Genomic DNA, 22,266 nt, shown 5'->3' on the forward strand with positions numbered 1-22,266 from the left:
GTCAGCTGCCCGTGGTCATGGACATGTTCTCCTCGAACGACCCCGGAGGCGGGGTGACGCCGTTGAGCCGGCACCACTCCCCCGGCGGCCGCTGGGAGCGCCGCGCGATGCCGTTGGACGGCTCGAGCTGCAGCGGGATCGGCGGCAGCGGCGGCAGCTCCTGGCCGGCCTCCGCGGCGAGCTCGTCGGCGTCCTTCTCCTCCGACATGCCGATCGGGCCGACGCGCTGGGCGTTGAGGAACTGGCGCACGACCGGCTCCTCCGAGCTCAGCAGCATCTCGCGCGGGCCGAACATCGCCAGGTGACGGTGGTACAGCAGCCCGATGTTGTCGGGCACCGTGCGGGCGGTGTTGATGTCGTGAGTGACGATCAGGAACGTCGCGTCGATCTGCGCGTTCAGGTCGACGATCAGCTGGTTCAGGAACGCCGTGCGCACCGGGTCGAGACCGGAGTCGGGCTCGTCGAACAGGACGATCTCGGGATCGAGCACCAGCGCCCGCGCCAGACCGGCGCGCTTGCGCATGCCACCGGAGATCTCGCCCGGGAGCTTGTCCTCCGCGCCCAGGAGACCGACGAGGTCCATCTTCTCCATGACGATGCGGCGGACCTCGGACTCCGACTTCTTCGTGTGCTCGCGCAGGGGGAACGCCACGTTGTCGTAGAGGTTCATCGAGCCGAACATCGCGCCGTCCTGGAACAGCACGCCGAAGAGCTTGCGGATCTCGTAGAGCTCCTTCTCGGAGCACGAGGCGATGTCGGTGCCCTCGATGATGATCGAGCCGCGGTCGGGCTTCAGCAGACCGATCAGCGTCTTCAGCAGCACCGACTTGCCGGTGCCCGACGGACCCAGCATCACGCAGATCTCGCCGGCCGGGACGGTCAGCGTCACACCGCCCCAGATCAGCTGCTTGCCGAAGCTCTTGGTCAGGTCTTCGACCTTGATCTCCACGCCCACGGCGGTTCCCCCAGATCTCGAATGCTCCGTGCGATCCGCGTCGGCGCCGGCTGCGCGCGCGAGGGTGCACTGATCAGTAACAACGCACGGTCGACCGCGAGGTTACGCAAGTTTGTAGCCTCCGTCACGTCGCGGCCGGGAATCGAGACGCACCTGTCACCGACCTGCCGGGCCGCTCGCGGACGCCGTCCGCAGACGCGTCGAGGGCGGCCCGTCATGACGACGGACCGCCCTCGGAGGGTGGTGCTGTGCCCGGGCGCGACCCGGGCCGGGATCACTTGAGGCTGACGGAGGCGCCGGCGGCCTCGAGGGCCTCCTTGGCCTTCTCCGCGACGTCCTTGGCGACCTTCTCGAGGATCGGCTTGGGGGCGCTCTCGACGAGGTCCTTGGCCTCCTTCAGGCCGAGGGAGGTCAGGGCGCGCACCTCCTTGATGACGTTGATCTTCTTGTCGCCGGCGGCCTCGAGGACGACGTCGAACTCGTCCTGCTCGGCGGCGGCCTCGGCACCACCGGCGGCGCCACCGGCGGCCGGGGCGGCGGCCACGGCGACGGGAGCGGCGGCGGTGACGCCGAAGGTCTCCTCGAACTGCTTCACGAACTCGGAGAGCTCGATGAGGGTCATCTCCTTGAACGCGTCGAGGAGCTCGTCGGTGCTGAGCTTCGCCATGATGGCGGTTCCTTCCATTCGATGGCCGAGCGCCGCGGGGATCGCGACGGGCCGGGTTTCAGGTGGTGTGGACCGGGACCGACCGTGAGGTCAGGACTCGGTGGTGTCGCCCTCGTCGGAGGTCGCGGCGGCCTCGTCGGCAGCCGGGGCCTCGTCGGCGGGGGCCTCGGCGGGCTGCTCGTCGGCAGCGGCCGGGGCCTCCTCGGCGGCGACCGGCGTGCCGGCACCACCTGCGAGGATCGAGGGGTCCTCCTGGGCCTTCACCTCCAGGGCGCCGGCGAGCCGGGCAGCCTGGGCGAGCGGGGCGTTGAGGAGGTAGACGGCCTGGCTCAGCGAGGCGAGCATCGCGCCCGCCAGCTTGCCCAGGAGCACCTCGCGGGACTCGAGATCGGCCAGCTTGGCGATCTCGGACGCGTCGAGGATGTTGCCGTCCAGAACGCCACCCTTGATAACCAGGGTGGGGTTCGCCTTGGCAAAGTCACGCAGACCCTTGGCCGCCTCGACGACGTCGCCCTTGATGAAGGCGATCGCGGTCGGGCCGGTCAGCAGGTCGTCGAAGCCGGAGATGCCCACCTCGTTGGCGGCGATCTTGGCCAGCGTGTTCTTGACCACGGCGTAGTTGGCGTTCTCACCGAGGGATCGACGCAGCTCCTGGAGCTGCTTCACGGTGAGACCGCGGTACTCGGTCAGCACGGCACCGGTCGCGTCGTTGAAGGACTCAACGATCTCCGCGACGGCTGCCTGCCTGTCTGCCCGCGCCATGGGTCTCCTTCCGGAACTGGTGGAGACCGGCCGGGCGGCCCTGGGACGACGAACGCCCTGAGCGCAGGCTCAGGGCGTGGATCCGCGGGGCGGCTCTTGCTCTGCACCTGCGCAGGTCGTCCGCTGTCGCGGAGCCTTCGGTCGGGCGACTGACGTCTCCCGGCGACCGGCGGTCTCTGGTTACCCGAGAACCGTACGGCCGCGGAGGAGGGCCCGCCAAATCCCGGCGGAGGAGCCGGCCGCCCACCGTCGGGATGGGAGGATCGGGCCATGACCCAGCGCGTCCCGCTCACCAGCCTCTCCCCCGACGACCTCGCGGCGTTCCTGGCCGAGAAGCAGGCGGCCTACACGGCCCTGCAGGAGCGCGGTCTGACCCTCGACCTGACCCGCGGCAAGCCGTCCCCCGAGCAGCTCGACCTCTCGAACGACCTGCTGCGGCTCCCCACCTCCTACCGCGACCGCACCGGCGCCGACGTCCGCAACTACGGCGGCCTCGAAGGCCTGGCGGAGCTGCGCGAGCTCTTCGCCGAGCTGCTCGGCGTCGAGGCCGCCCAGCTGCTCGCCCAGGGCAACTCGAGCCTGACGCTGATGCACCAGGTGGTCACCTCCCTGCTGCTGTGGGGCGGCCCGGGCTCCCCGCGGCCGTGGAAGGACGAGGAGGTCGTGCGGTTCGTCTGCCCGGTGCCCGGCTACGACCGCCACTTCTCCATGCTCGCCGACCTCGGCATCGAGATGGTCACCGTGCCGATGCACCACGACGGGCCGGACGTCGCCGCCGTGCGCGAGCTCGTCGAGCACGACCCGAGCGTCAAGGGCCTGTGGATCGTGCCCACCTACGCGAACCCGTCGGGGTCCGTGTGCTCCCAGGAGGTGGCCGCCGCGCTGATGGCGATGCCCGCTGCGGCGCCGGACTTCCGCATCCTCTGGGACAACGCCTACGCGCTGCACCACCTCACCGACGACGAGGTCAAGAGCGCGGACGCGCTCAGCCTGGCGGCCGCCTCCGGCAATCCCGACCGGCCGATCCTGTTCGCCTCGACCTCGAAGATCACGTTCGCCGGCGCGGGCGTCGCCGTCATGGCGCTCTCCGAGGCCAACAAGGCGTGGTTCCTACGACACCTCGGCATGTCGTCGATCGGCCCCGACAAGGTCAACCACCTGCGGCACGTCGAGTTCTTCGGGGACGCCGAGGGCGTGCGCACCCACATGCGCAAGCACCGCGACATCATCGCCCCGAAGTTCGCGGCCGTCGACGACGCGCTGACCGCCGAGCTCGAGGGCCTCGGCATCGCCGAGTGGACCCGGCCGACCGGCGGCTACTTCGTCAACCTCGACGTGCTCGACGGCACCGCGACGCGCGTGGTCGAGCTGGCGAAGGCCGCCGGCATCGCGCTCACGCCGGCGGGCGCGTCCTTCCCGCACGGCGACGACCCGCGCGACCGCAACATCCGTCTCGCCCCGACCTTCCCCTCCCTCGGCGAGGTCGAGACCGCCATGGCGGGCGTGGCCACCTGCGTGGCGCTCGCCGCGGCCGAGGCGCTCAGCCGCGGCTGACGCCCGGCCGACGACAGAACGCCACCGGGCGACGACCTCGCGGTCGTCGCCCGGTGGCGTCGTGGAGCGTGCGCGGACGCGCGTCAGGCGGAGGGCTGCTCCTCGTCGACCGCGACGTTGCGGGTGCGGTTCGGGTCGACCTGGATGCCCGGGCCCATCGTCGTGGAGACGGTGACCTTCTTGACGTAGCGGCCCTTGGAGCTGGCCGGCTTGAGTCGCAGGACCTCCTCGAGGGCCGCGGCGTAGTTCTCCGCGAGCTGGGTCTCGGAGAACGAGGCCTTGCCGATGATGAAGTGCAGGTTCGCGTGCCGGTCGACGCGGAACTCGATCTTGCCGCCCTTGATGTCGGTGACGGCCTTGGCGACGTCGGGGGTGACGGTGCCGGTCTTCGGGTTCGGCATGAGGCCGCGGGGGCCGAGCACGCGGGCGACCCGGCCGACCTTGCCCATCATGTCGGGCGTGGCGACGGCGGCGTCGAAGTCGGTCCAGCCGCCGGCGATGCGCTCGATGAGCTCGTCGCCGCCGACGATGTCGGCGCCGGCCGCGCGGGCCTCCTCGGCCTTGTCGGCGTTCGCGAACACGAGGACGCGGACGGTCTTGCCGGTGCCGTGCGGGAGGCTGACGGTGCCGCGCACGAGCTGGTCGGCCTTGCGCGGGTCGACGCCGAGGCGCATGACGACGTCGACGGTCTCGTCGAACTTCTTCTTGCTGATGCTCTTGGCCAGCGTGATCGCGGCCAGCGGGCTGAGGACGTCGTTCTTGTCGAACGCCTCGGCAGCCGCGCGGTAGGTCTTGCTGCGCTGCATGATGGTTCCTTCGTTGCTCGTCAGAGGGCGCTCACGGGGAGCGCGAGGAATGGTGGTGTGCGGGCCAGCGCGGCCCTCCCACTCAGGAGTCGATGGTGACGCCCATGGAGCGGGCGGTTCCCTCGACGATCTTCATCGCGGCGTCGACGTCGTTGGCGTTGAGGTCGGGCAGCTTGGTGGTGGCGATCTCGCGGACCTGGTCGCGCGTGAGCTTGCCGACCTTGTCCTTGTGCGGCACCGAGGAGCCCTTGGCGAGGCCGGCCGCCTTCTTGATCAGCTCGGCCGCCGGGGGCGTCTTGGTGACGAAGGTGAACGAGCGGTCCTCGTAGATGGTGATCTCGACGGGGATCACGTTGCCGCGCATGGCCTCGGTCTGGGCGTTGTACGCCTTGCAGAAGTCCATGATGTTGACGCCGTGCGGACCGAGCGCGGTGCCGACGGGCGGGGCGGGCGTCGCGGCGCCGGCCTGGAGCTGCACCTTGACCAGCGCAGCGATCTTCTTCTTGGGAGGCATGTCTCCTCTTTCTCGTGGTCGTCAGCGAGGACGTCGGAGCGTCCTCTGCCACCGGGCGTCGCCCGACGAACGATCGGGCAACCGGACAAGTGTGCCGGGACGACGCCCGGCACGGGAAATCGGAGCCCCGGGCACGCATGCCCGGGGCGTCGCGACGATCGGCGTCAGACGCGCTGGATCTGGCTGAAGCTGAGCTCGACCGGGGTCTCGCGGCCGAAGATCTCGACGAGCGCCTTGACGCGCTGCGACTCCGGGTTGATCTCGGTGATCGTGGCGTGCAGCGTCGCGAACGGACCGTCGACGACCATGACGGAGTCGCCGGTGGAGAAGTCGGCGACCTCGACCGGCTTCTTCGCGGTGACGCCACCCGCGGGCGCGGTGCCGGCGGCGACCGCCTCGGCCTCGGCGCGGGCCACGACGGCCGGGGCCAGCATGTCCTCGACCTCGGTCATCGTCAGCGGCACCGGCTGGTGGCTGTTGCCGACGAAGCCGGTGACCGACGGCGTGTGCCGCACGGCCGACCAGGACTCGTCGGTGAGGTCCATGCGGACGAGCACGTAGCCGGGGAGGACGGTGCGCTTGACCATCTTGCGCTGGCCGTTCTTGATCTCCGCGACCTCCTCGGTGGGGACCACGATCTCGTGGATGTAGTCCTCCATGTTGAGGGAGATGATGCGGTTCTCGAGGTTCTGCTTCACCCGGTTCTCCATGCCGGAGTAGGTGTGCACCACGAACCAGTCGCCGGGCTTGGCCCACAGCTCACGACGGAAGGCCTCGAGCGGGTCGTCGGCGGTGGGCGCCTCGGCCTCCTCCACATCGTCGGCCTCGTCGGCAGCGGGCTCGACGTCCGCGGCGTCCTCGCCGGCGGCGTCGGAGACGTCGGTCGACTCCAGGTCGTCGGTCGACTCGACGGAGACCTCGAGGGCGTCCTCGCCGGTCTCGACGTCGGTGTCGAAGGTGTCCTGCTGCTCGGTCACGACTGCTCCATCAGATCGTCGGACGCCGCACGGCGCCCGGGGGCGGTCGCGCGGACCGCCGGGGACTGGCTCACTGCTGGGACTGGCCGCCGAAGACCGCGAGCGCCAGCTTTCCGAACCCGAGGTCGAGGACGGACACGATCGCCATCACGACCAGCACGAACACCATGACGACGATGAAGTACGTGGTGAGCTGGTCGCGGGTGGGGTAGACGACCTTCCGCAGCTCCGCGACGACCTGACGGTAGAACGTGGCCGGGCTGGTGCGCTTCTCGCTGGGACGCTGACGCCTGCTGTCGTTGGAACCCTCGACCGCCTTGCTGTCCGCCACGTCCTCACCTCGTTCCTTCGTCGATCGTGCGGCTGCCGGTCCGCGCTCGTGCGCGGGCCCGGACTTCACCCTACGCCGCGCCGGGGGACCCGGCGGGCGTCGAGCAGGGCACGAGGGACTTGAACCCCCAACCTTCGGTTTTGGAGACCGATGCTCTGCCAGTTGAGCTAGTGCCCTCCGATGGCCGTCGGCCCCCGGCGCCGCCGGAGCGCGCGCGAGGGTGGGGTCGGCCACCGCGGGTCACTGTACGGGGCGCACGCGCGGGTCGTCCAAACGGCTCCCGGCGGGGGCGGACGCCGCGCCGGGGCCCCGACGGGGGCGGAGCGATCGCGGCACCGGCCCCTAGCATGACGCCATGACGGCCGGCCGGGACCTGCGCACCCTGCCGAAGGCGCACCTGCACCTGCACTTCACCGGCTCGATGCGGCACGCCACGCTGCTCGAGCTCGCCGCTCGTGACGGCATCGCCCTGCCCGACGCGCTGGTCTCGGAGTGGCCCCCGCGGCTCTCGGCGGCCGACGAGAAGGGCTGGTTCCGGTTCCAGCGGCTCTACGACCTCGCCCGCTCCGTCCTGCGCACCGAGGACGACGTGCGGCGTCTGGTCCGCGAGACCGCCGAGGACGACGTCGCCGACGGCGGCCGGTGGCTGGAGATCCAGGTCGACCCGAGCGGCTACGGCGCGCGCTTCGGCGGCATCACCGCGTTCACCGACCTCGTGCTCGACGCCGTGCGGGACGCCTCGGAGCGCACCGGCCTCGGCATCGGCGTGGTGATCGCCGCCAACCGCACGCGCCACCCCCTCGACGCGCGGACGCTGGCTCGGCTCGCCGTGCAGTACGCCGACCGCGGCGTCGTCGGGTTCGGGCTCTCCAACGACGAGCGTCGCGGACGCACCGCGGACTTCGCCGGCGCCTTCGCGATCGCCGAGCGCGCCGGCCTGCTCCTGACCCCCCACGGCGGCGAGCTGCTCGGACCGGCGTCGGTGCGCACCTGCCTGGAGTCGCTGCACGCCGACCGGCTCGGACACGGCGTGAGGACGGTCGAGGACCCGCGGCTGCTCGAGGAGGTCGTGCGCCGCGGCGTCACGCTCGAGGTCTGTCCGACCAGCAACGTCGCCCTCGGCGTCTACAGCGACCTCTCCTCGGTGCCGCTGCCCCAGCTGCTGGAGGCCGGGGCGTCCGTCGCCCTGGGCGCCGACGACCCGCTGCTCTTCGGCTCACGCCTGGCCGGCCAGTACGCGACGATGCGGGCCGCCCACGGCCTCGACGATGCCGTGCTGGCCTCGCTGGCGCGGATGTCGCTGCGCGCGGGCCGGGCGCCCTCGGACCTGCGCGACGCCGCGCTCGCCGACGTCGACGCCTGGCTCACCCGTCCCGCCCAGACCGCCCAGACCGCCGGAGCCACCCACGCCGCCCTCCACCCACGTCCTCCCGGGAGCCCCGCATGACCCAGCCGCCGTCCGATCCGTGGGGCGCACCGCCCCCGCCGCAGCAGCCCCACCCCGGCCCGCCGGGGCAGCCGGGGCAGCCGTACGGCGCCCCGCCCCCGCCCTACGGCGCGCCGTACCCTCCGGTGGGCTACGGCTACCCCGCGCCCACGCCGCTGCCGCCGAAGCACCCCCGCTCGACCTCCGCGCTGGTGGTGGGACTGGTGGCCCTGGCGGGCGGATTCGTCTGCGGCCTCCCGCTGCTGGCCGGCCCGGTGGCGTGGATCATGGGCGCCTCGGCGCGCCGCGAGATGCGGCGCCGGCCGGGCGCGTACAGCGGCGACGGCGAGGCGCTGGCCGGCATGGTGCTGGGCATCGTGGCGACGGTGCTGCTGGTCGTCGGCGTGATCGGCCTCGTGCTCTTCTTCGCCGTGGTGGCCACCACCCCGGAGATCGTCGGCCCGACGACCGGCGTCTAGAGGTCGCAGCCGACCAGCACCGGCTCGGGGACGAGCTCGATGCCGTAGCGGGCGCGCACCCCGTCGCGCACCTCGCGGGCCAGGGCCAGGAGGTCGTCGGCGGAGGCGTCGCCGCGGTTGGTCAGCGCGAGCACGTGCTTGGTGGACAGGCGGGCCGGTCCCGCGCCGTGGCCCTTGCCGAAGCCGGCGTGCTCGATCAGCCAGGCGGCGCTGGTCTTGACCCCGCCGTCCGGCTGGGCGAAGGCCGGCGCCCCGTCGGGCACGGCCTCGGGCGCGACGATCGGGTTGGTGAAGAACGAGCCGGCCGACCAGGTGTCGTGGTCGTCGGGATCGAGCACCATGCCCTTGCCGCGGCGCAGCGCGAGCACGGCGTCGCGGACCTCGCCGAGGTCGACGCGGCCGCCGACCTCGACGCCGAGCGCGCGGGCCAACTCCGCGTAGCGGATCGGCTCGCCGAGCGTGCCCCGGCGCAGCTGGAACGTGACGCTCAGGACGACGTGGCGGCCGGGGTCGGCCTTGAACCGGGAGTGGCGATAGGCGAAGTCGCACTCGGCGGCGGCGAACGTGCGCACGCCGCGGAGCACGCGGTCGAAGACGCGCACCGAGGCGATCGTCTGCGCGACCTCCTGGCCGTAGGCGCCGACGTTCTGCACCGGCGTCGCGCCGACGCTGCCGGGGATGCCCGCCAGCGCCTCGACTCCCGCCCAGCCGCGCGTGACGGCCTGGGCCACGAGGGCGTCCCACCGCTCCCCCGCCGCGACGGTGACCAGGACGCCGCCGCAGGCGACGGCCTCGGCGTCGTCGACGTCCGGCGTGACCCCGCGGGTCGCGACCTCGACGACCCGGCCGTCGAAGCCGGCGTCGCCGACGACCAGGTTGCTGCCGCCGCCGAGCACGAGCACGGGGACGCCCGCGGCGTCGGCCTCGGCGACGGCGTCGATCAGGGCCTGCTCGGACTCCGCGCGCACCCACTCGCGGGCGGGGCCGCCGAGGCGGAGCGTGGTGTGGTCGGCCAGCAGCTCAGACACGGACGACCGCCTTCGGCTGGCCGAGCACCTTCTGCCCGCCGCAGGTGACCTCCAGGGCGAGGGACGCCCGGCCCTCCGCGACGTCCTTGACGAAGCCGCGCACCTCGACGACCACGCCCTCGTCGTCGTCGGGCACGACGACCGGCGCGGTGAACTTGGAGCCGAGCTCGAGCACCTCGGCGTCGCGCGTCCAGGTGGCGACCGCGCGGGCCGCGAGCGCCAGCGTCAGCATGCCGTGCGCGATGACGCCGGGCAGCCCGACGGCCAGGGCCGTGCGCTCGCTCCAGTGGATCGGGTTGCGGTCGCCGCTCGCGCCGGCGTACCGCACCAGGTCGGCCCGGGTGAGCGGGTAGCGCTGGACCGGCAGCTCGGCGCCGACCGCCAGGGGCGAGGCCGGGGGCGAGGGCACGGCCGGTGCGGTGTCACTCATCGGGGCCTCCACGGTGCACGAGGGTGGCGGTGGCGGTGCAGACGAGCGCGCCCGCGGCGTCCCGGATCTCGCTGCGGGTGCCGACGAGGTCGTTCCCGCCGATCGAGCGCAGGGACGCGACGGCCAGCGTCGCGCTGAGGACGTCGCCGGGGCGCACGGGCCGCTCGTAGGCGAACCGCTGCTCGCCGTGGACGATGCGGCGCAGCTCGACGCCGACGTCGTCGAGGAAGTCGTTCATCGCCGCGAAGGCCAGGACGATCGGGAAGGTCGCCGGCACGGGACCGCCCTGCCAGGAGCCGCCCGCCGCCGCGGCGAACTCGCGCACGCGCTCCTCGGTGACCAGGTACGGCGCGGTGGCCGGGAAGGTGCGGCCCACGAGGTCCGCGTCGAGTGCCATGCGCCTCACCCTAGTGCCGCCCCCGGACGCAGCAGACCCCCGGGACGAGCGTCCCGGGGGCCGGTGGTGCTGGGGTGAGCCGCTGGTGTCAGCGGGTCTCGCGGTGCGCCTTGTGGGTGCGGCACCGCGGGCAGAACTTCGCCAGCTCGAGCCGGTCGGGGTCGTTGCGGCGGTTCTTCTTGGTGATGTAGTTGCGCTCCTTGCAGTCCACGCACGCGAGCGTGATCTTGGGGCGAACGTCGCTGCTCTTGCTGGCCACGGGAAGTCCTCGGATCGTCGGTTGAGATGCTCCACCCGGAGCGGCTGGGTGGTAGCGGGGGCGGGACTCGAACCCGCGACACCACGATTATGAGCCGTGTGCTCTAACCACCTGAGCTACCCCGCCATGCGGATCAGGCCGGGGCCTGCTCCCTGAGCCCCTTTACGGAATCGAACCGTAGACCTTCTCCTTACCATGGAGACGCTCTGCCGACTGAGCTAAAGGGGCAACGAGCGAGAACAGTACACAACCGGTTCGGGATGGAGAAATCGGCGCCGTGGGCCTGGTCGGGGGGCTGTCGCGGGGCGGGGCGGGGGTCGCGGGCGCCCCCGTCGGTTTCCCCGGTCGACCGGGGAAACCGGTCATTGACGGGCGAAACTTCGCCCGTCATCGACCAGTTCTGCCCGTCATGACCCACGCTCGGGCCCCGCTCGCCGGCCCGGCCGGCTAGGCCCAGATCGCGGCGGGCGGCAGCGCCTCCTCGAGCTCGTAGGCGAGCTCGAGGAGCCGGGCCTCGCGGCCGCGGCCGGCCCCGAGCAGGACGCCCAGCGGGGCGCTGTCGGCATCCCGGCCGAGCGGCATCGAGAGGGACGGGTCGCCGGTGACGTTCGCGAGCGGCGTGAACGCCACCCAGGCGCGCAGCCGCTCGAGCTGGACGTCGGCGGGCAGGCCGCCGTCGAGGTGCCCGATGGCGGGCGTGCGGTGGCCCAGGGTCGGGGTGAGCAGCACGTCGAACCGCTCGAAGAAGGCGGCCGAGACCCGCTCGGCCGAGCGCAGCCGCCGGATCGCGCCGGGCAGGCGGTGCAGGTGCCGCTGGGCGTGGGCGGCGAGGCCGCGGGTGAGCTCGTCGGTGCGCTCGGGCCGCCAGGTGGGCCCGAACGTCAGGCGACCACCGCGGACGATGCCGAGCGCGAGCAGGCCCCAGTGCAGCAGGAAGTCGTCGGCGAACCCCGCCGGGACCAGCGCCGCGACGTCGTCGAGCCGCTCGACGGAGTGGCCCAGCTCCTCGAGCCGGGAGGCGACGGCGAGCACCGCGTCGGCCGCCTCGGCCGAGGCCTCGCCCTCCGGCCCGGCGGTGGCGACGGCGATCCGCAGACGGGCCCGCCCCGGGCGGGTGATGTCGTCGACCGGACGCAGATCGAGTGGCCGGTAGACCTTCTCGGCCTCGCGCAGGAACGCGGCGGTGTCGCGGACGGTGCGGGTCAGGACGCCGTCGCTGACGATGCGGACCGGCAGGCGCCGCGTCAGCCGGTCGCCGGCGAGCCGACCGCGGCTCGGCTTGAGGCCCACGAGGCCGTTGACGGCCGCCGGGATGCGGATCGAGCCGCCGCCGTCGTTGCCGTGGGCGATCGGGACGGCTCCCGCCGCGACCAGCGCGCCGGAGCCGGCCGAGCTGGCGCCCGCGGTGCGCTCGAGGTCCCACGGCGAGCGCACCGGGCCGAGCCGCGGGTGCTCGGCGGAGGCGGAGAACCCGAACTCGGAGAGCTGCGAGGTGCCGATCGGGACGACGCCGGTGGCCAGCAGCATGCGGGCGAGGTCGCCGTCCGCGCGAGCCGGCCGGGCGCGGAAGGCGTCGCTGCCGTGCTGGGCCGGCAGCCCCGCGACCTCCACGTTGTCCTTGACCACGGTCGGGACGCCGGCGAACCAGCCCGGACGCGGCGCGGCGGCCTCGGCCCGGGCGGCGCCGTAGGTGCGCAGCGCCAGGGCGCCCAGGCGCTCGGCGACCGCCTCGGTGCGGGCGATCGCGGCCTCGACCACCTCCGGCACCGACACCTCGCCGGCGTGCAGTGCGGCGACCAGGCCGACGGCGTCGAGGGTGCCCAGGGCGTCGTCGCGGAAGGCGTGCAGGCGCATGCGGGCAACCTACGCGCGCGGGGCGGCGTCCGGGGGCGTGTCCCGCGGCGGAGCCGGGGCCCGCGTCAGAGCAGGGTCAGAGCCGGGTGAACAGCAGCCAGGCCAGCGCCGGCATCAGCAGGCTGGTGAGCAGCGCCGTCAGGCCCATGCCGAGCCCGGCGAACGCGCCCTCGACCTCGTCCTCGTGCAGCACCCGGGCGGTGCCGATGCCGTGGGAGACCGAGCCGATCGCCAGGCCCCGGGCGCGCCGGTCGCGCACCCGCAGCAGGGTCAGCAGCGCGGGGCCCGCGATGGCGCCGAGGATGCCGACGAGGATCGTCAGCGCCGCCGAGAGGGCGGGGATGCCGCCGAGCGACTCCGACAGCGCGAGCGAGACCGGCGTCGTCGTCGCCTTCGGCGCCATCGTGCGCTGCAGCACGTCCGACCCGCCGAGCGCCCGCACCAGCAGGACGCCGGAGGTCACCGAGACCGCGGCGCCGACCGCGACGATGCCGAGCATCGGCATGACGAAGCCGCGCAGCCGGTGCGCCTGCCGGTGCAGCGGCACCGCGAGGGCGACCGTCGCCGGCCCGAGCCAGAAGCTGAGCAGCGAGACCCGGTCGAGGTAGGCGCGGTAGTCGACGTCGAGCAGCGCGGTGACGGGCGCGACCACCAGCACCGCGACCACCACCGGCTGCGCCAGCGGATGGCCGCCGGTGGCGTCGCGCAGCCGGCACCCGAGCAGGTAGCCGACGAGGGTGAGGAGCACCATCGGCACCGGCGAGGTGCGCGCCCAGTCCAGCAGGTCGCTCATGCGCCCTCCCCCGCGGCCGGGCCGACCGGTCCCGCGGCCTCGACCCGCGCGCGGTCGAACAGGGCCGCCAGCAGGGCGACGACGGCCAGGCCCAGCGCCCAGGAGCCGACCAGGGCCACCGACACCGGCAGCGCGTCGGCCCGCAGCGTGCCGAGGTAGGCGACGATCCCGACGGCGGGCGGGACGAAGAGCAGCTGCATGTGCCGCAGCAGGACGTCCGCCGCCCGCAGGGTGCCGCCGGCGAGCCCGGGATCGCCGCTCGCGCCCGCCGTGATGTCGACCCGCCGCACCTGGAGCCAGGTGAAGAGCAGCAGCATGCCTATCACCGGCCCGGGGACGGTGACGCCGGTGGCCGCGACGATCGCCTCCCCGACGAGCTGGCAGGTCAGCAGGACGGCGATTCCCCGGAGCACCGGGGAAGTGTCTCAGGCGCCGGCGTCCGCCGGCGTCACGCGGGCGCCGCCGAGGAGCGCGTAGGCGGGGAAGGCCAGCAGGATCAGCGTCGCGACGATCCCCAGCCGCCGCGCCCAGACGAGTCGCGCGTCCCGCGAGCCGTCCTGCAACGCGCGGCGCGGCTGGAGCCAGACGATCGGGCCGAGCAGCGGCACGAGGAGCGACAGCAGGCCGAGTCGGAGCATCGAGGCCGCATGCGCGTCGTCGGTCACCGTGTGATCGTAGGACGCCGGCTGCTCGCGCGGAGCGGGATCGACCGGCCCGGGCCGGCCGGTCGTCAGCGTCGCTCGCGCAGCCGGACGTGCGGCAGCTCGGGCGCCGGGATGCGCTCCTGCTCGCCCGCGACGACGCCGAACCGGCCGTCGGCGGCGTGCCCGCCGGCGACCTGCTGCTGCCAGTCGTCCCGCGCGGCCGCGACCTCCTCGTGCGAGCGGCCGACGAAGTTCCACCACATGACGATCGACTCCTCGAACGGCGGTCCGCCGAGGAGCAGCAGTCGCACCGGCTCGGCGCCCGCGCGCAGCGTCACCGAGGAGCGCCCGGGGGCGAGGTGACCGAGCTCGTGGCGCTCCAGCGGCGCGCCCTCGACGAGCAGCGCGTCGGCGGGGGCGCCGAGGTCGACCAGGACCCCGTGCTCGAAGGCCGGGTCGACGTCGAGCCGCAGCTCGGCCCCGGCGTCGAGCAGCACCTCCGCGCCCAGCAGCGGCGTGTGCGTGACGACCGGCGAGCGGCTGCCGGCGAGCTCGCCGAGGAAGACCCGCAGCTCGTGGCCCTCGCCGCGCACGGCAGCCGGCGCGAAGTGCTCGAAGGCGGGCGCGACGTCGCGGGCGTCGGCGGGCAGGGCGACCCACAGCTGCGCGCCGTGGAGCACCGCGGTGCCCGGCGTGGAGTTCTCGGAGTGGCTGATGCCGCGGCCCGCCGTCATCAGGTTCAGCTCGCCGGGACGCACGAGCGCGCGGTGGCCGGCGCTGTCGCGGTGCTCCACCTCGCCGGTGAACAGCCAGCTGACGGTCTGGAGCCCGATGTGCGGGTGCGGCGCGACGACCATGCCCCCGGACGTCGCGACGTCGTCGGGCCCGTAGTGGTCGACGAAGCACCAGGCGCCGATCAGCGAGCGCGAGCGCTGCGGGAGCGTGCGCCGCACCCGCATCGCCCGCGGACCGCCGAGCGGCACGTCGCGCGGCGTCATGACCTCCAGGGGCGCGGCCGCCGACCCCGGCTCGGCGGTGCAGAGGACCTCGTCGGGATCGGCGTGCAGGTTGCTCACGGCGTCGAGTCTGGCACTGCCGGCCGGGTCAGCGAGCGGTCACGACAGCACGACCGGGTCGACCGGACGCTGCTCGCGCTCGTCGTCGCCGGTGTGCGCGTGGTACGCCCCGGCGTCGGAGGGCACCGGACCGGTGGTCGTCGAGCGCTCCAGCCGCACGATGATCGACTTGAACGCCGGCTGGTTGGAGCCCTCGGCCTTGTGGTTGAGCGCGATCAGCGGGTTGGTCTCCGGGTAGTACGCCGCCGCACAGCCCCGCGGCTGCTCGTAGGAGACGACGCGGAAGGCCGGCGCGAACCGGGTGGAGCCGTCGGGCCACTCGCTGATCAGGTCGACCAGGTCGCCTTCGGCGAGGCCCCGCGCGGCGATGTCGTCGGGGTGGAGGAAGACGACGCGACGCCCGCCCTTGATGCCGCGGTAGCGGTCGTCCAGGCCGTAGATCGTGGTGTTGAACTGGTCGTGCGAGCGCATCGTCTGCAGCAGCAGCCGGCCCTCGGGCACGTCGAGCACGGCCAGCGGGGTGCGGGTGAAGACGGCCTTGCCGACCTCGGTCGGGAAGCTGCGGGAGTCGCGCGGCGGGTGCGGCAGCACGAAGCCGCCGGGCTGCTCGACGAGCTCGTCGTAGCCCTCGCAGCCCGGGGCCACCCGGGCGATCCGCCGACGGATCTCGGTGTAGTCCGAGCGCAGGGCGTCCCACGGGAGCGCGCCGACGGCGCCGTCGCGTCCGGCCAGCGTCGCCTCCGCCATCGAGCAGACGATGTCGACCTCCGAGCGCAGGTGCTCGGACGCCGGGGCGAGCGGGCCCTTCGAGGCGTGGACGGCCGACATGGAGTCCTCGACGGTGACCCGCTGCGGACGTCCGCCGGTGAGGTCCTTCTCGCTGCGGCCGAGCGCCGGCAGGATCAGCGCCTCCTCGCCGTGCACCACGTGCGAGCGGTTGAGCTTGGTCGAGACGTGCACCGTGAGCGCGGCCTTCGAGAGCGCCTCCTCGGTGACGGCGGTGTCGGACATCGCCGAGACGAAGTTGCCGCCCATGCCGAAGAAGACCTTCGCCTCGCCGTCGAGGAGCGCCTGGACGGCGGCGACGGCGTCCAGGCCGTGCTCGCGCGGCGGCTCGAAGCCGAACTCGGCCTGCAGGTTGTCGAGGAACTGCGTCGGCGGCTTCTCCCAGATGCCCATGGTGCGGTCGCCTTGGACGTTGGAGTGGCCGCGCACCGGGCACAGGCCGGCGCCGGGCTTGCCGATGTTGCCCTGCAGGAACGCGAGGTTGGCGAGCTCCTTGACCGTGGCGACGCCGTTGTGGTGCTGGGTGATGCCCATCGCCCAGCACAGGACGGTGGCCGAGGACGCCTGGAACATCCGGGCGGCCTCCTCGATCTGCGTGCGCTCGAGGCCGGTGGAGCGCAGCACGGCGTCCCAGTCGAGCGCGCGGACGCCCTCGGCCCACTCCTCGAAGCCGGTGGTGTGCTGCTCGATGAAGGCGTGGTCGACGGCGTCCCACTCCAGGAGGAGCGCGCCGATGGCCTGGAAGAGCGCGAGGTCGCCGTTGATGCGCACGGGGAGGTGCAGGTCGGCGATGCCGGTGCCGTTGCCGATGACGCCTCGGGGCTTCTGCGGGTTCTTGAACCGGACGAGGCCGGCCTCGCGCAGCGGGTTGATCGCGATGATCTTCGCGCCGGCGCGCTTGGCCTTCTCCAGCGCCGAGAGCATGCGCGGGTGGTTGGTGCCGGGGTTCTGCCCGGCGACCACGATGAGCTCGGCGGTCTCGACGTCGTGCAGGCTCACCGAGCCCTTGCCGATGCCGATGACCTCGGCCAGGCCCACCGACGTGGACTCGTGGCACATGTTCGAGCAGTCGGGCAGGTTGTTGGTGCCGTAGGCGCGCACGAACAGCTGGTAGGCGAAGGCGGCCTCGTTCGAGACCTTGCCGGAGGTGTAGAAGATCGCCTCGTCGGGGTCGACGGCGTTCAGGTGCCGGCCGATCGTCGCGAACGCGTCGTCCCACGAGATCGGGGCGTAGTGGGTGGCGCCCGGGCGCAGCACCATCGGCTGCGTGATGCGGCCCTGCTGGCCCAGCCAGTAGTCGCTGCGCTGGCGCAGCTCGGCGATCGGGTGGGCGGCGAAGAACTCCGGGCCGATGCGGCGGGTCGTGCCCTCCTCGGCCACCGCCTTCGCGCCGTTCTCGCAGAACTCCGCGGTGTGGCGGTGCTTCGGGTCGGGGTCGGGCCAGGCGCAGCCCTGGCAGTCGAAGCCCTCGACCTGGTTGAGCCGCAGCAGCGTCTGCGCGGTGCGGGTGGGGCCCATCTGCTCCAGCGAGTGCTTCATCGCGACCGCCACGGCCGTGACGCCGGCCGCCGCGTGCGCGGTGCCGCCGACCTCCACCTTCGACTCGTCGATGTCGTCGACCGGGGGCTTGCGTCGCAGGAGTGCCATGCCACCCATCCTCACCCCGGCGTCCCAGCAGCCCCACCACCCCCCGGGGGGTCCGCGCCGACCCTGGTGGGCACCGCGCCGGCTCCGCTAGGTTGCCGGGCACCCGTCCGGCCCCCACGCCCCGAGGAGCGCCCGTGTCCGACTACCCGCCGCCCCCGCCGCCCCCGCCCGGCGGCACGCCGCCCCCGCCTCCCCCACCACCGCCGTCCGGCCCGTACGGCACGCCCCCGCCTCCCCCGCCGCCCCCGCCCGGCGGGTACGGGGGCGGAGCCGGCGGGTACGGGATGCCGCCCGCCCCGCCGTCCGGTCCCTACGGAGCGCCGGGGCCCTACGGTCCGGTCGGCGGCAGCGGCTGGGACCTCGGCACGGCCTTCTCCTTCGGCTGGAGCCGGTTCCGGGCCAACGCCGGCGCAGCCGTGATCGCGACGCTGATCACGCTCGTCGTCGTCGGCGCCTTCAGCGGCGTCGGCGCGGGCCTCACGTTCGCCGGCGGCGACTCGGCGTTCCTCGCGTTCGTGCTGCGCGCCGTGCAGTCGGGCCTCAGCGGCCTCGCGCTGACGGTGCTCGTCGGCCTCTTCGCCCAGGCGGCGCTGCCGACCACCGAGGGCCAGCCGTTCACCCTCGACCGGTTCCTCGACCTCGGCCGTCTCGGGCCGCTGGCGGTGGCCGGCGCGATCGTCGGCGCAGCGTCCTTCGTCGGGACGCTGCTGTGCGTCATCCCCGGCGTGATCGCCACGTACCTGCTCAGCTACGCGGCGTACTTCGTCGTCGACCAGGGCCTCGAGCCGGTGGCCGCGGCGAAGGCGAGCGTCGACCTGTGCCGCCGCAACCTCGGGACGACGATCGTGTGGGCGATCCTCGGCGGCATCGCCGCCGGCGTCGGCGTGTGCGCCTGCGGCGTCGGCCTGCTCGTCACCGTGCCGATCGTGCTGTTCGGCACGGCCTACACCTACCGCACGCTGACCGGACGCCCGGTCGCGATCTGAGGTCGTCCGCGACGCACGCCACGACGGCCCCGCCGCTCCCGTCACCTGACGGTCGCGGCGGGGCCGTCGGTCGTTCACCCGGCTCCGGGATCCTGCGCGGCGTGCGCATCGCCCAGCTGGCCAACTTCGTCGGACCCGCCTCCGGGGGCATGAGGACCGCGGTCGCCGCCCTCGGCCGCGGCTACGTCGAGGCCGGGGCCGAGCGACTGCTGGTCATCCCGGGCGCCGTCGACCGCACCTACGACACCGAGGACGGCACCGTGGTCGAGGTGCGCGCCCCGCGCGTCGGCGGCGGCTACCGGCTCATCGTCGAGCCCTGGCGCGTGATCGACGTGCTCGAGCGGTTCGGTCCGACCTCGCTCGAGCTCAGCGACAAGCTCACCCTGCTGCCCGTGACCCGCTGGGCGCGCCGGCAGGGCGTCGCGAGCGTGCTGATCTCCCACGAGCGGCTCGACGACATGGTCGCGATGCGCACCGGCGCCGTCCCGGGCACGGGGCTCGACGTCGGCACCCGCGCCTCCATCGGCCTGCTCAACCGGGTGCTGGTGCGCGCCTTCGACAGCATCGTCGTCACCTCGCGCTACGCCGAGCAGGAGTTCCGCTCGGTGGCCGACGCCGTGGGCTGTCCGATCCGCCGGGTGCCCCTGGGCGTCGACCTGGAGACCTTCGTCCCCCGGGCCGAGGGCCTGGCGCCGGATCCGGACGGCGTGCTGCGGCTCGCTCTGGCCGGCCGGCTCTCCCGGGAGAAGTCGCCGCACCTCGCGGTCGCGACGGCGGTGGAGCTGCACCGCCGCGGGCGGGCGGTGCGCCTGGACGTCTACGGCGAGGGCCCGCACCGCGACGAGCTCGAGGAGCTCGCCTCCGGTGCCCCGGTGACGTTCCACGGCTACCTCGACTCGCGCGCCGAGCTGGCCGCGCGGCTGGCGGCGGCCGACGTCGCCCTCTCGGTGTGCCCCGGCGAGACCTTCGGCCTCGCGGTGCTGGAGGCGCTCGCCAGCGGGACGCCGGTCGTCACCGCCGACCGCGGCGGGGCACGGGAGCTGGTCGACCACGCGTCCGGCGCCTGGGGCAGCCCCGACGCGGCGTCGCTGGCCGACGCCGTCGAACGGCTCGCGGGCCGTCCGCAGGCGGCGCTGCGCGCCGGCGCCCGGGCCCGGGCCGAGCGGTTCCCGTGGACGCACGCCGTCGACCGGCTGCTCGCCGTGCACGAGGAGACGCGACGCCTGGCCGTCGCCTAGCGGCGACAGTCCGGGCGGGCGGGGCCGGGCTCAGCGAACGACGAGCTCGGACTCCTCGGCGTGCGCCTCCTCGATGCGGCGCAGCCGCAGGCGGGAGCGCTCGGTGAGCATCGAGACCGCGTAGATGGTCAGCGCGAGGATCGAGACCCAGAAGATCGCCTTGTACGCGCCGGCCATCGACGACTCCAGCGGCGACATCAGCCCGGCGAGCACGCTCACGGCGACCAGGCCGCCGAAGGCGCGGCTCGAGAGCCGCATGGCGCACCAGAACGGCGCGATCCACAGCAGGTACCACAGGTGGACGACGGGGCTGAGCAGCACGAGGGCGCCGACGGCGGTGGCCGTCGCGACGACGGCGCGCTCGGGGCGTCCGGTGGGCGCGCGGAGCGCGGTGATCGCGATGATCACCAGGGCGGCCGCCGTGCCGACGTGCCGGACGAGGCCGAGGAAGGTGGCCGGCGGCGTGCCGAGGCCGACGTGCAGGGCGATCCAGTCGAGGATGCCGCCGACGTCGGTGGTGATCGAGTAGACGGTGTTGACGGTGGCCGGCACGCCCAGGCCGGCGATCCAGCCGGAGCCGATGCCGGAGACGACGCCGAGGCCGAGGAGGGTGGCCACGGCCACCGCGCCCACGCTCGCGAAGCGCCGCAGCCGCGCCGTCATCGGCGCCGCGAGCGGCAGGGTCGCGAGGACGACGCCGACGCAGACCAGGCCGGCCGGCGCCTTGATCGCGGCCGCGAGGCCGCCGAGGATCGCGCCGTAGACCCAGCCGCGCTCGACGGCGGCGACGACGGCTGCGGCCATCAGGCCGACCATGAGCAGGTCGTTGTGGAGGCCCGCGACGCCGTTGGTCATCATCAGCGGCGAGGCCAGGGCGAGGGCCGAGGCGAGGGCGGGGTCGACGCCGCTCCAGCGCGCCATCCGCGGCACGGCCCAGGCGAGCAGCACCAGGCCGAGCAGGGCCACCAGGCGGTGCGCGACGACGAGCAGCCAGGGGTTGCCGGTGTACGACGCGGCGACGTCGCCGAAGATCAGCGGCAGCGGGCCGTACGGCGTCAGGGTGGTGATCCACATCGGGTCGACGGCCTCGATGATGGGTCCGGAGAGCACCGCCGGGCCGTGCTCGTACGGCGAGACGCCGAGGTGGACCATCATCCCCTGGGCGGCGTAGGACCAGCCGTCGCGGGAGAACATCGGCGGCGCGATCAGCAGCGGCAGGCTCCACAGCACCGTCGCGTGCCGGACCAGGCCGAGGGCGACGCCGCGCGCGTCGGCGGTGGCGTCGGCCGCGCGGCCGACGCGGGCGACGTGCCGGCACAGCTGCAGCCATGCGGTGGTGAGCAGGCCGAGGCCGACGACGACGGCGGTGAGGCCGGTCAGGTGGCCGACGTCGGAGTCGCGCATCGCGACGAGGAGCGGCCAGCCCATCGGCACCGAGGACTGCGGCAGGGTGGCGACGACGAGACCGCCGAGCAGCACGAGCGTGCTGCCCAGGACGCCGCGGCCCAGCATGCCGCGGCCGCTGCGCCGGACGGGGGCGCCGATGCGTCCGCCGGTGGCGGTGTCGGTGACGGTGCTCATGGGACTCCTCGTGCCGGTGTCCCACGGGTGGAGGGCGGACGGCGGCAGGCTCGGGGCGGGGAGGGTGTGGTGCACCCGTGGCGATTCTAGGGGTCGACGAGCGCGTGAGCAGGATCCGCGCGGGGGATGCGGCGTGCGAGGGTGCTCACGTCGGCGGCCCGCGGGGGCGCGTCGCTGCGGGCCAGGCCGAGCGCGCCGAGCAGCATCAGCGCCGACGCTCCCCCGATGCCGGCCGCCTGCGCCGCGGTCGTCGGGGCGTCCTGGGCGGCGAGGCGGGCGATCGCCAGGCTGGCCAGCGGCGTGACGACGGTGAGCGTCGCGATCGTCCACGGCAGGTGGCCGGCGGCGAGCGCGCGCTGGCCCACGAGCGTGGAGGCGACGACGCTGACCAGCAGGGCGTAGGCCGGCCAGCCGAGCAGCAGCGCGGGCGGGGCGGCGGGGTCGTAGGCGTCGGCGACGACGTCGAGCAGCACCGCCGTGCTGGCGCAGCACAGGCCCGTGGCCAGGGCGAGCAGGAGCGGGCCGCGTCCGGGACGCGGGTCGCGGGCCAGCGCCGCGAGGCCGACACCGGCCAGGGCGACGGCGCCGAGCGCCACCGCGCCGAGCAGGAGCGGCAGCCGCGCGTCGGCCGCGGCCGACAGCGGCGGCCTGGGCCCGACGACGCCCACCAGGACGAACGCGCCCGCGCACAGCGCGAGCGCCGCGACGATCGCCGGCACGGTCGGACGCCGGCGCAGCTGGCGCGCGGCGAGCAGGAGCGCCACGACGACCTGGAGGCTCACCACCGGCTGCACGACCTCGACCGACGCGCGCCGCAGCGCCCAGGCCTGGAGCGCGAAGCCGCCGACGTTCAGCAGCCAGCCGGCCCACCAGCGCCGGGTCGCCAGCGCGGCCCGGACGCCGCCCGGCGCGGGCGTCCCGTCGGCGACGCGTCCGGCCGACTGCTGGAGGGCGGCGGAGCCGGCGAACAGCACCGCGGCCGCGCCGGCCCCGGCGACGGCCGCCACCACCTCGCTGATCACGGGCCCGGACCCTAGAGGGGCCGGGTGGGCGCCCGACGAACGCCGCGTGAACGC

Annotated in this window: 24 protein-coding genes and 3 tRNA genes; 5 read left to right on the forward strand and 22 right to left on the reverse strand. The window is 74.1% G+C overall.

Annotation, left to right across the window (positions count from 1 at the left end):
* Position 1: 1 nt before the first annotated feature.
* The 3 genes from K8Z61_RS12090 to rplJ all read right to left on the reverse strand — a co-directional run bounded on the left by K8Z61_RS12090 (position 2) and on the right by rplJ (position 2,384).
* The gene (locus K8Z61_RS12090; RefSeq protein ID WP_224129839.1) at positions 2 to 955 is read right to left on the reverse strand and encodes an ABC transporter ATP-binding protein; all 954 of its coding nucleotides are present in this window, start codon (positions 953 to 955) and stop codon (positions 2 to 4) included.
* Between the two features lie 274 nt (positions 956 to 1,229).
* Positions 1,230 to 1,622 (reverse strand): 50S ribosomal protein L7/L12, encoded by a 393-nt coding sequence (rplL, locus tag K8Z61_RS12095; protein WP_224129841.1) that lies wholly within the window; start codon positions 1,620 to 1,622, stop codon positions 1,230 to 1,232.
* A 90-nt stretch (positions 1,623 to 1,712) separates the two neighbouring features.
* A complete protein-coding gene (gene rplJ / locus K8Z61_RS12100) occupies positions 1,713 to 2,384 on the reverse strand; it encodes a 50S ribosomal protein L10 (protein ID WP_224129843.1) in 672 nt (223 codons plus the stop codon).
* 270 nt (positions 2,385 to 2,654) lie between these two features.
* Between rplJ and K8Z61_RS12105 the strand changes: the two genes are divergently transcribed.
* Positions 2,655 to 3,938 (forward strand): aminotransferase class I/II-fold pyridoxal phosphate-dependent enzyme, encoded by a 1,284-nt coding sequence (locus K8Z61_RS12105; RefSeq protein WP_224129844.1) that lies wholly within the window; start codon positions 2,655 to 2,657, stop codon positions 3,936 to 3,938.
* 83 nt (positions 3,939 to 4,021) lie between these two features.
* On the opposite strand, the gene rplA is transcribed toward K8Z61_RS12105, so the two are convergent.
* The 5 genes from rplA to K8Z61_RS12130 form a co-directional block, all read right to left on the reverse strand.
* Complete coding sequence (gene rplA, locus K8Z61_RS12110; protein WP_263430967.1) at positions 4,022 to 4,744, reverse strand: 50S ribosomal protein L1; 723 nt, start codon at positions 4,742 to 4,744, stop codon at positions 4,022 to 4,024.
* An 82-nt stretch (positions 4,745 to 4,826) separates the two neighbouring features.
* Positions 4,827 to 5,258, reverse strand: coding sequence for a 50S ribosomal protein L11 (gene rplK / locus K8Z61_RS12115; protein WP_224129846.1), 432 nt, complete (start codon positions 5,256 to 5,258; stop codon positions 4,827 to 4,829).
* A gap of 164 nt (positions 5,259 to 5,422) precedes the next feature.
* Entirely contained in the window at positions 5,423 to 6,235 is an 813-nt protein-coding gene (nusG, locus tag K8Z61_RS12120; RefSeq protein ID WP_224129848.1) for a transcription termination/antitermination protein NusG, read from the reverse strand.
* A gap of 70 nt (positions 6,236 to 6,305) precedes the next feature.
* Entirely contained in the window at positions 6,306 to 6,566 is a 261-nt protein-coding gene (gene secE / locus K8Z61_RS12125) for a preprotein translocase subunit SecE (protein ID WP_224129850.1), read from the reverse strand.
* A gap of 104 nt (positions 6,567 to 6,670) precedes the next feature.
* A tRNA-Trp gene (locus K8Z61_RS12130) sits at positions 6,671 to 6,743 on the reverse strand.
* A 178-nt stretch (positions 6,744 to 6,921) separates the two neighbouring features.
* Here K8Z61_RS12130 and K8Z61_RS12135 point away from each other — a divergent pair.
* Positions 6,922 to 8,013 carry an adenosine deaminase gene (locus K8Z61_RS12135; RefSeq protein WP_224129852.1) on the forward strand — a complete coding sequence of 364 codons (1,092 nt, stop codon included), beginning with the start codon at positions 6,922 to 6,924 and terminating at the stop codon, positions 8,011 to 8,013.
* Complete coding sequence (locus K8Z61_RS12140; protein ID WP_224129854.1) at positions 8,010 to 8,471, forward strand: DUF4190 domain-containing protein; 462 nt, start codon at positions 8,010 to 8,012, stop codon at positions 8,469 to 8,471. Before K8Z61_RS12135 ends, K8Z61_RS12140 begins: the two co-directional genes overlap by 4 nt.
* Here K8Z61_RS12140 and K8Z61_RS12145 read toward each other — a convergent pair.
* The 12 genes from K8Z61_RS12145 to K8Z61_RS12200 form a co-directional block, all read right to left on the reverse strand.
* The gene (locus K8Z61_RS12145; protein ID WP_224129855.1) at positions 8,468 to 9,499 is read right to left on the reverse strand and encodes a UDP-N-acetylmuramate dehydrogenase; all 1,032 of its coding nucleotides are present in this window, start codon (positions 9,497 to 9,499) and stop codon (positions 8,468 to 8,470) included. The two genes, K8Z61_RS12140 and K8Z61_RS12145, sit on opposite strands and share 4 nt — an antisense overlap.
* Positions 9,492 to 9,929, reverse strand: a complete 438-nt coding sequence (locus tag K8Z61_RS12150; RefSeq protein ID WP_224129857.1) for a MaoC/PaaZ C-terminal domain-containing protein — start codon at positions 9,927 to 9,929, stop codon at positions 9,492 to 9,494. Before K8Z61_RS12150 ends, K8Z61_RS12145 begins: the two co-directional genes overlap by 8 nt.
* Positions 9,922 to 10,326, reverse strand: coding sequence for a MaoC family dehydratase N-terminal domain-containing protein (locus K8Z61_RS12155; protein ID WP_224129859.1), 405 nt, complete (start codon positions 10,324 to 10,326; stop codon positions 9,922 to 9,924). Before K8Z61_RS12155 ends, K8Z61_RS12150 begins: the two co-directional genes overlap by 8 nt.
* A gap of 88 nt (positions 10,327 to 10,414) precedes the next feature.
* Positions 10,415 to 10,585 carry a 50S ribosomal protein L33 gene (rpmG, locus tag K8Z61_RS12160; RefSeq protein ID WP_170259177.1) on the reverse strand — a complete coding sequence of 57 codons (171 nt, stop codon included), beginning with the start codon at positions 10,583 to 10,585 and terminating at the stop codon, positions 10,415 to 10,417.
* A 49-nt stretch (positions 10,586 to 10,634) separates the two neighbouring features.
* Positions 10,635 to 10,711, reverse strand: a tRNA-Met gene (locus tag K8Z61_RS12165).
* 29 nt (positions 10,712 to 10,740) lie between these two features.
* Positions 10,741 to 10,813, reverse strand: a tRNA-Thr gene (locus K8Z61_RS12170).
* Between the two features lie 219 nt (positions 10,814 to 11,032).
* Positions 11,033 to 12,439: an amidase gene (locus K8Z61_RS12175; RefSeq protein WP_224129861.1), complete on the reverse strand. Its 1,407-nt coding sequence runs from the start codon at positions 12,437 to 12,439 to the stop codon at positions 11,033 to 11,035.
* Positions 12,440 to 12,515: 76 nt separating this feature from the next.
* Positions 12,516 to 13,232 carry an LrgB family protein gene (locus K8Z61_RS12180; RefSeq protein ID WP_224129863.1) on the reverse strand — a complete coding sequence of 239 codons (717 nt, stop codon included), beginning with the start codon at positions 13,230 to 13,232 and terminating at the stop codon, positions 12,516 to 12,518.
* Positions 13,229 to 13,645, reverse strand: a complete 417-nt coding sequence (locus tag K8Z61_RS12185) for a CidA/LrgA family protein (RefSeq protein WP_224129865.1) — start codon at positions 13,643 to 13,645, stop codon at positions 13,229 to 13,231. The genes K8Z61_RS12180 and K8Z61_RS12185 overlap by 4 nt, the downstream gene beginning before the upstream one ends.
* Positions 13,646 to 13,657: 12 nt before the next feature.
* Entirely contained in the window at positions 13,658 to 13,897 is a 240-nt protein-coding gene (locus K8Z61_RS12190; RefSeq protein WP_224129867.1) for a hypothetical protein, read from the reverse strand.
* 65 nt (positions 13,898 to 13,962) lie between these two features.
* The gene (locus K8Z61_RS12195) at positions 13,963 to 14,952 is read right to left on the reverse strand and encodes a pirin family protein (RefSeq protein ID WP_224129869.1); all 990 of its coding nucleotides are present in this window, start codon (positions 14,950 to 14,952) and stop codon (positions 13,963 to 13,965) included.
* Positions 14,953 to 14,991: 39 nt separating this feature from the next.
* Positions 14,992 to 17,385 carry an FdhF/YdeP family oxidoreductase gene (locus K8Z61_RS12200; RefSeq protein ID WP_224129871.1) on the reverse strand — a complete coding sequence of 798 codons (2,394 nt, stop codon included), beginning with the start codon at positions 17,383 to 17,385 and terminating at the stop codon, positions 14,992 to 14,994.
* Positions 17,386 to 17,669: 284 nt separating this feature from the next.
* Here K8Z61_RS12200 and K8Z61_RS12205 point away from each other — a divergent pair, with 284 nt between their 5' ends.
* Positions 17,670 to 18,371: a hypothetical protein gene (locus tag K8Z61_RS12205; RefSeq protein WP_224129873.1), complete on the forward strand. Its 702-nt coding sequence runs from the start codon at positions 17,670 to 17,672 to the stop codon at positions 18,369 to 18,371.
* Between the two features lie 92 nt (positions 18,372 to 18,463).
* On the forward strand, positions 18,464 to 19,609 hold the full coding sequence (locus tag K8Z61_RS12210; protein ID WP_224130059.1) for a glycosyltransferase: 1,146 nt from the start codon (positions 18,464 to 18,466) through the stop codon (positions 19,607 to 19,609).
* Positions 19,610 to 19,639: 30 nt separating this feature from the next.
* Here the strand turns inward: K8Z61_RS12210 and mptB are convergent, their stop codons facing one another.
* Positions 19,640 to 21,190 (reverse strand): polyprenol phosphomannose-dependent alpha 1,6 mannosyltransferase MptB, encoded by a 1,551-nt coding sequence (mptB, locus tag K8Z61_RS12215; RefSeq protein ID WP_224129874.1) that lies wholly within the window; start codon positions 21,188 to 21,190, stop codon positions 19,640 to 19,642.
* A gap of 86 nt (positions 21,191 to 21,276) precedes the next feature.
* Positions 21,277 to 22,212 (reverse strand): EamA family transporter, encoded by a 936-nt coding sequence (locus K8Z61_RS12220; RefSeq protein WP_224129876.1) that lies wholly within the window; start codon positions 22,210 to 22,212, stop codon positions 21,277 to 21,279.
* Positions 22,213 to 22,266 lie beyond the last annotated feature (54 nt).

It is taken from the genome of Nocardioides sp. TRM66260-LWL (assembly GCF_020075545.1).
Classification (GTDB): domain Bacteria; phylum Actinomycetota; class Actinomycetes; order Propionibacteriales; family Nocardioidaceae; genus Nocardioides.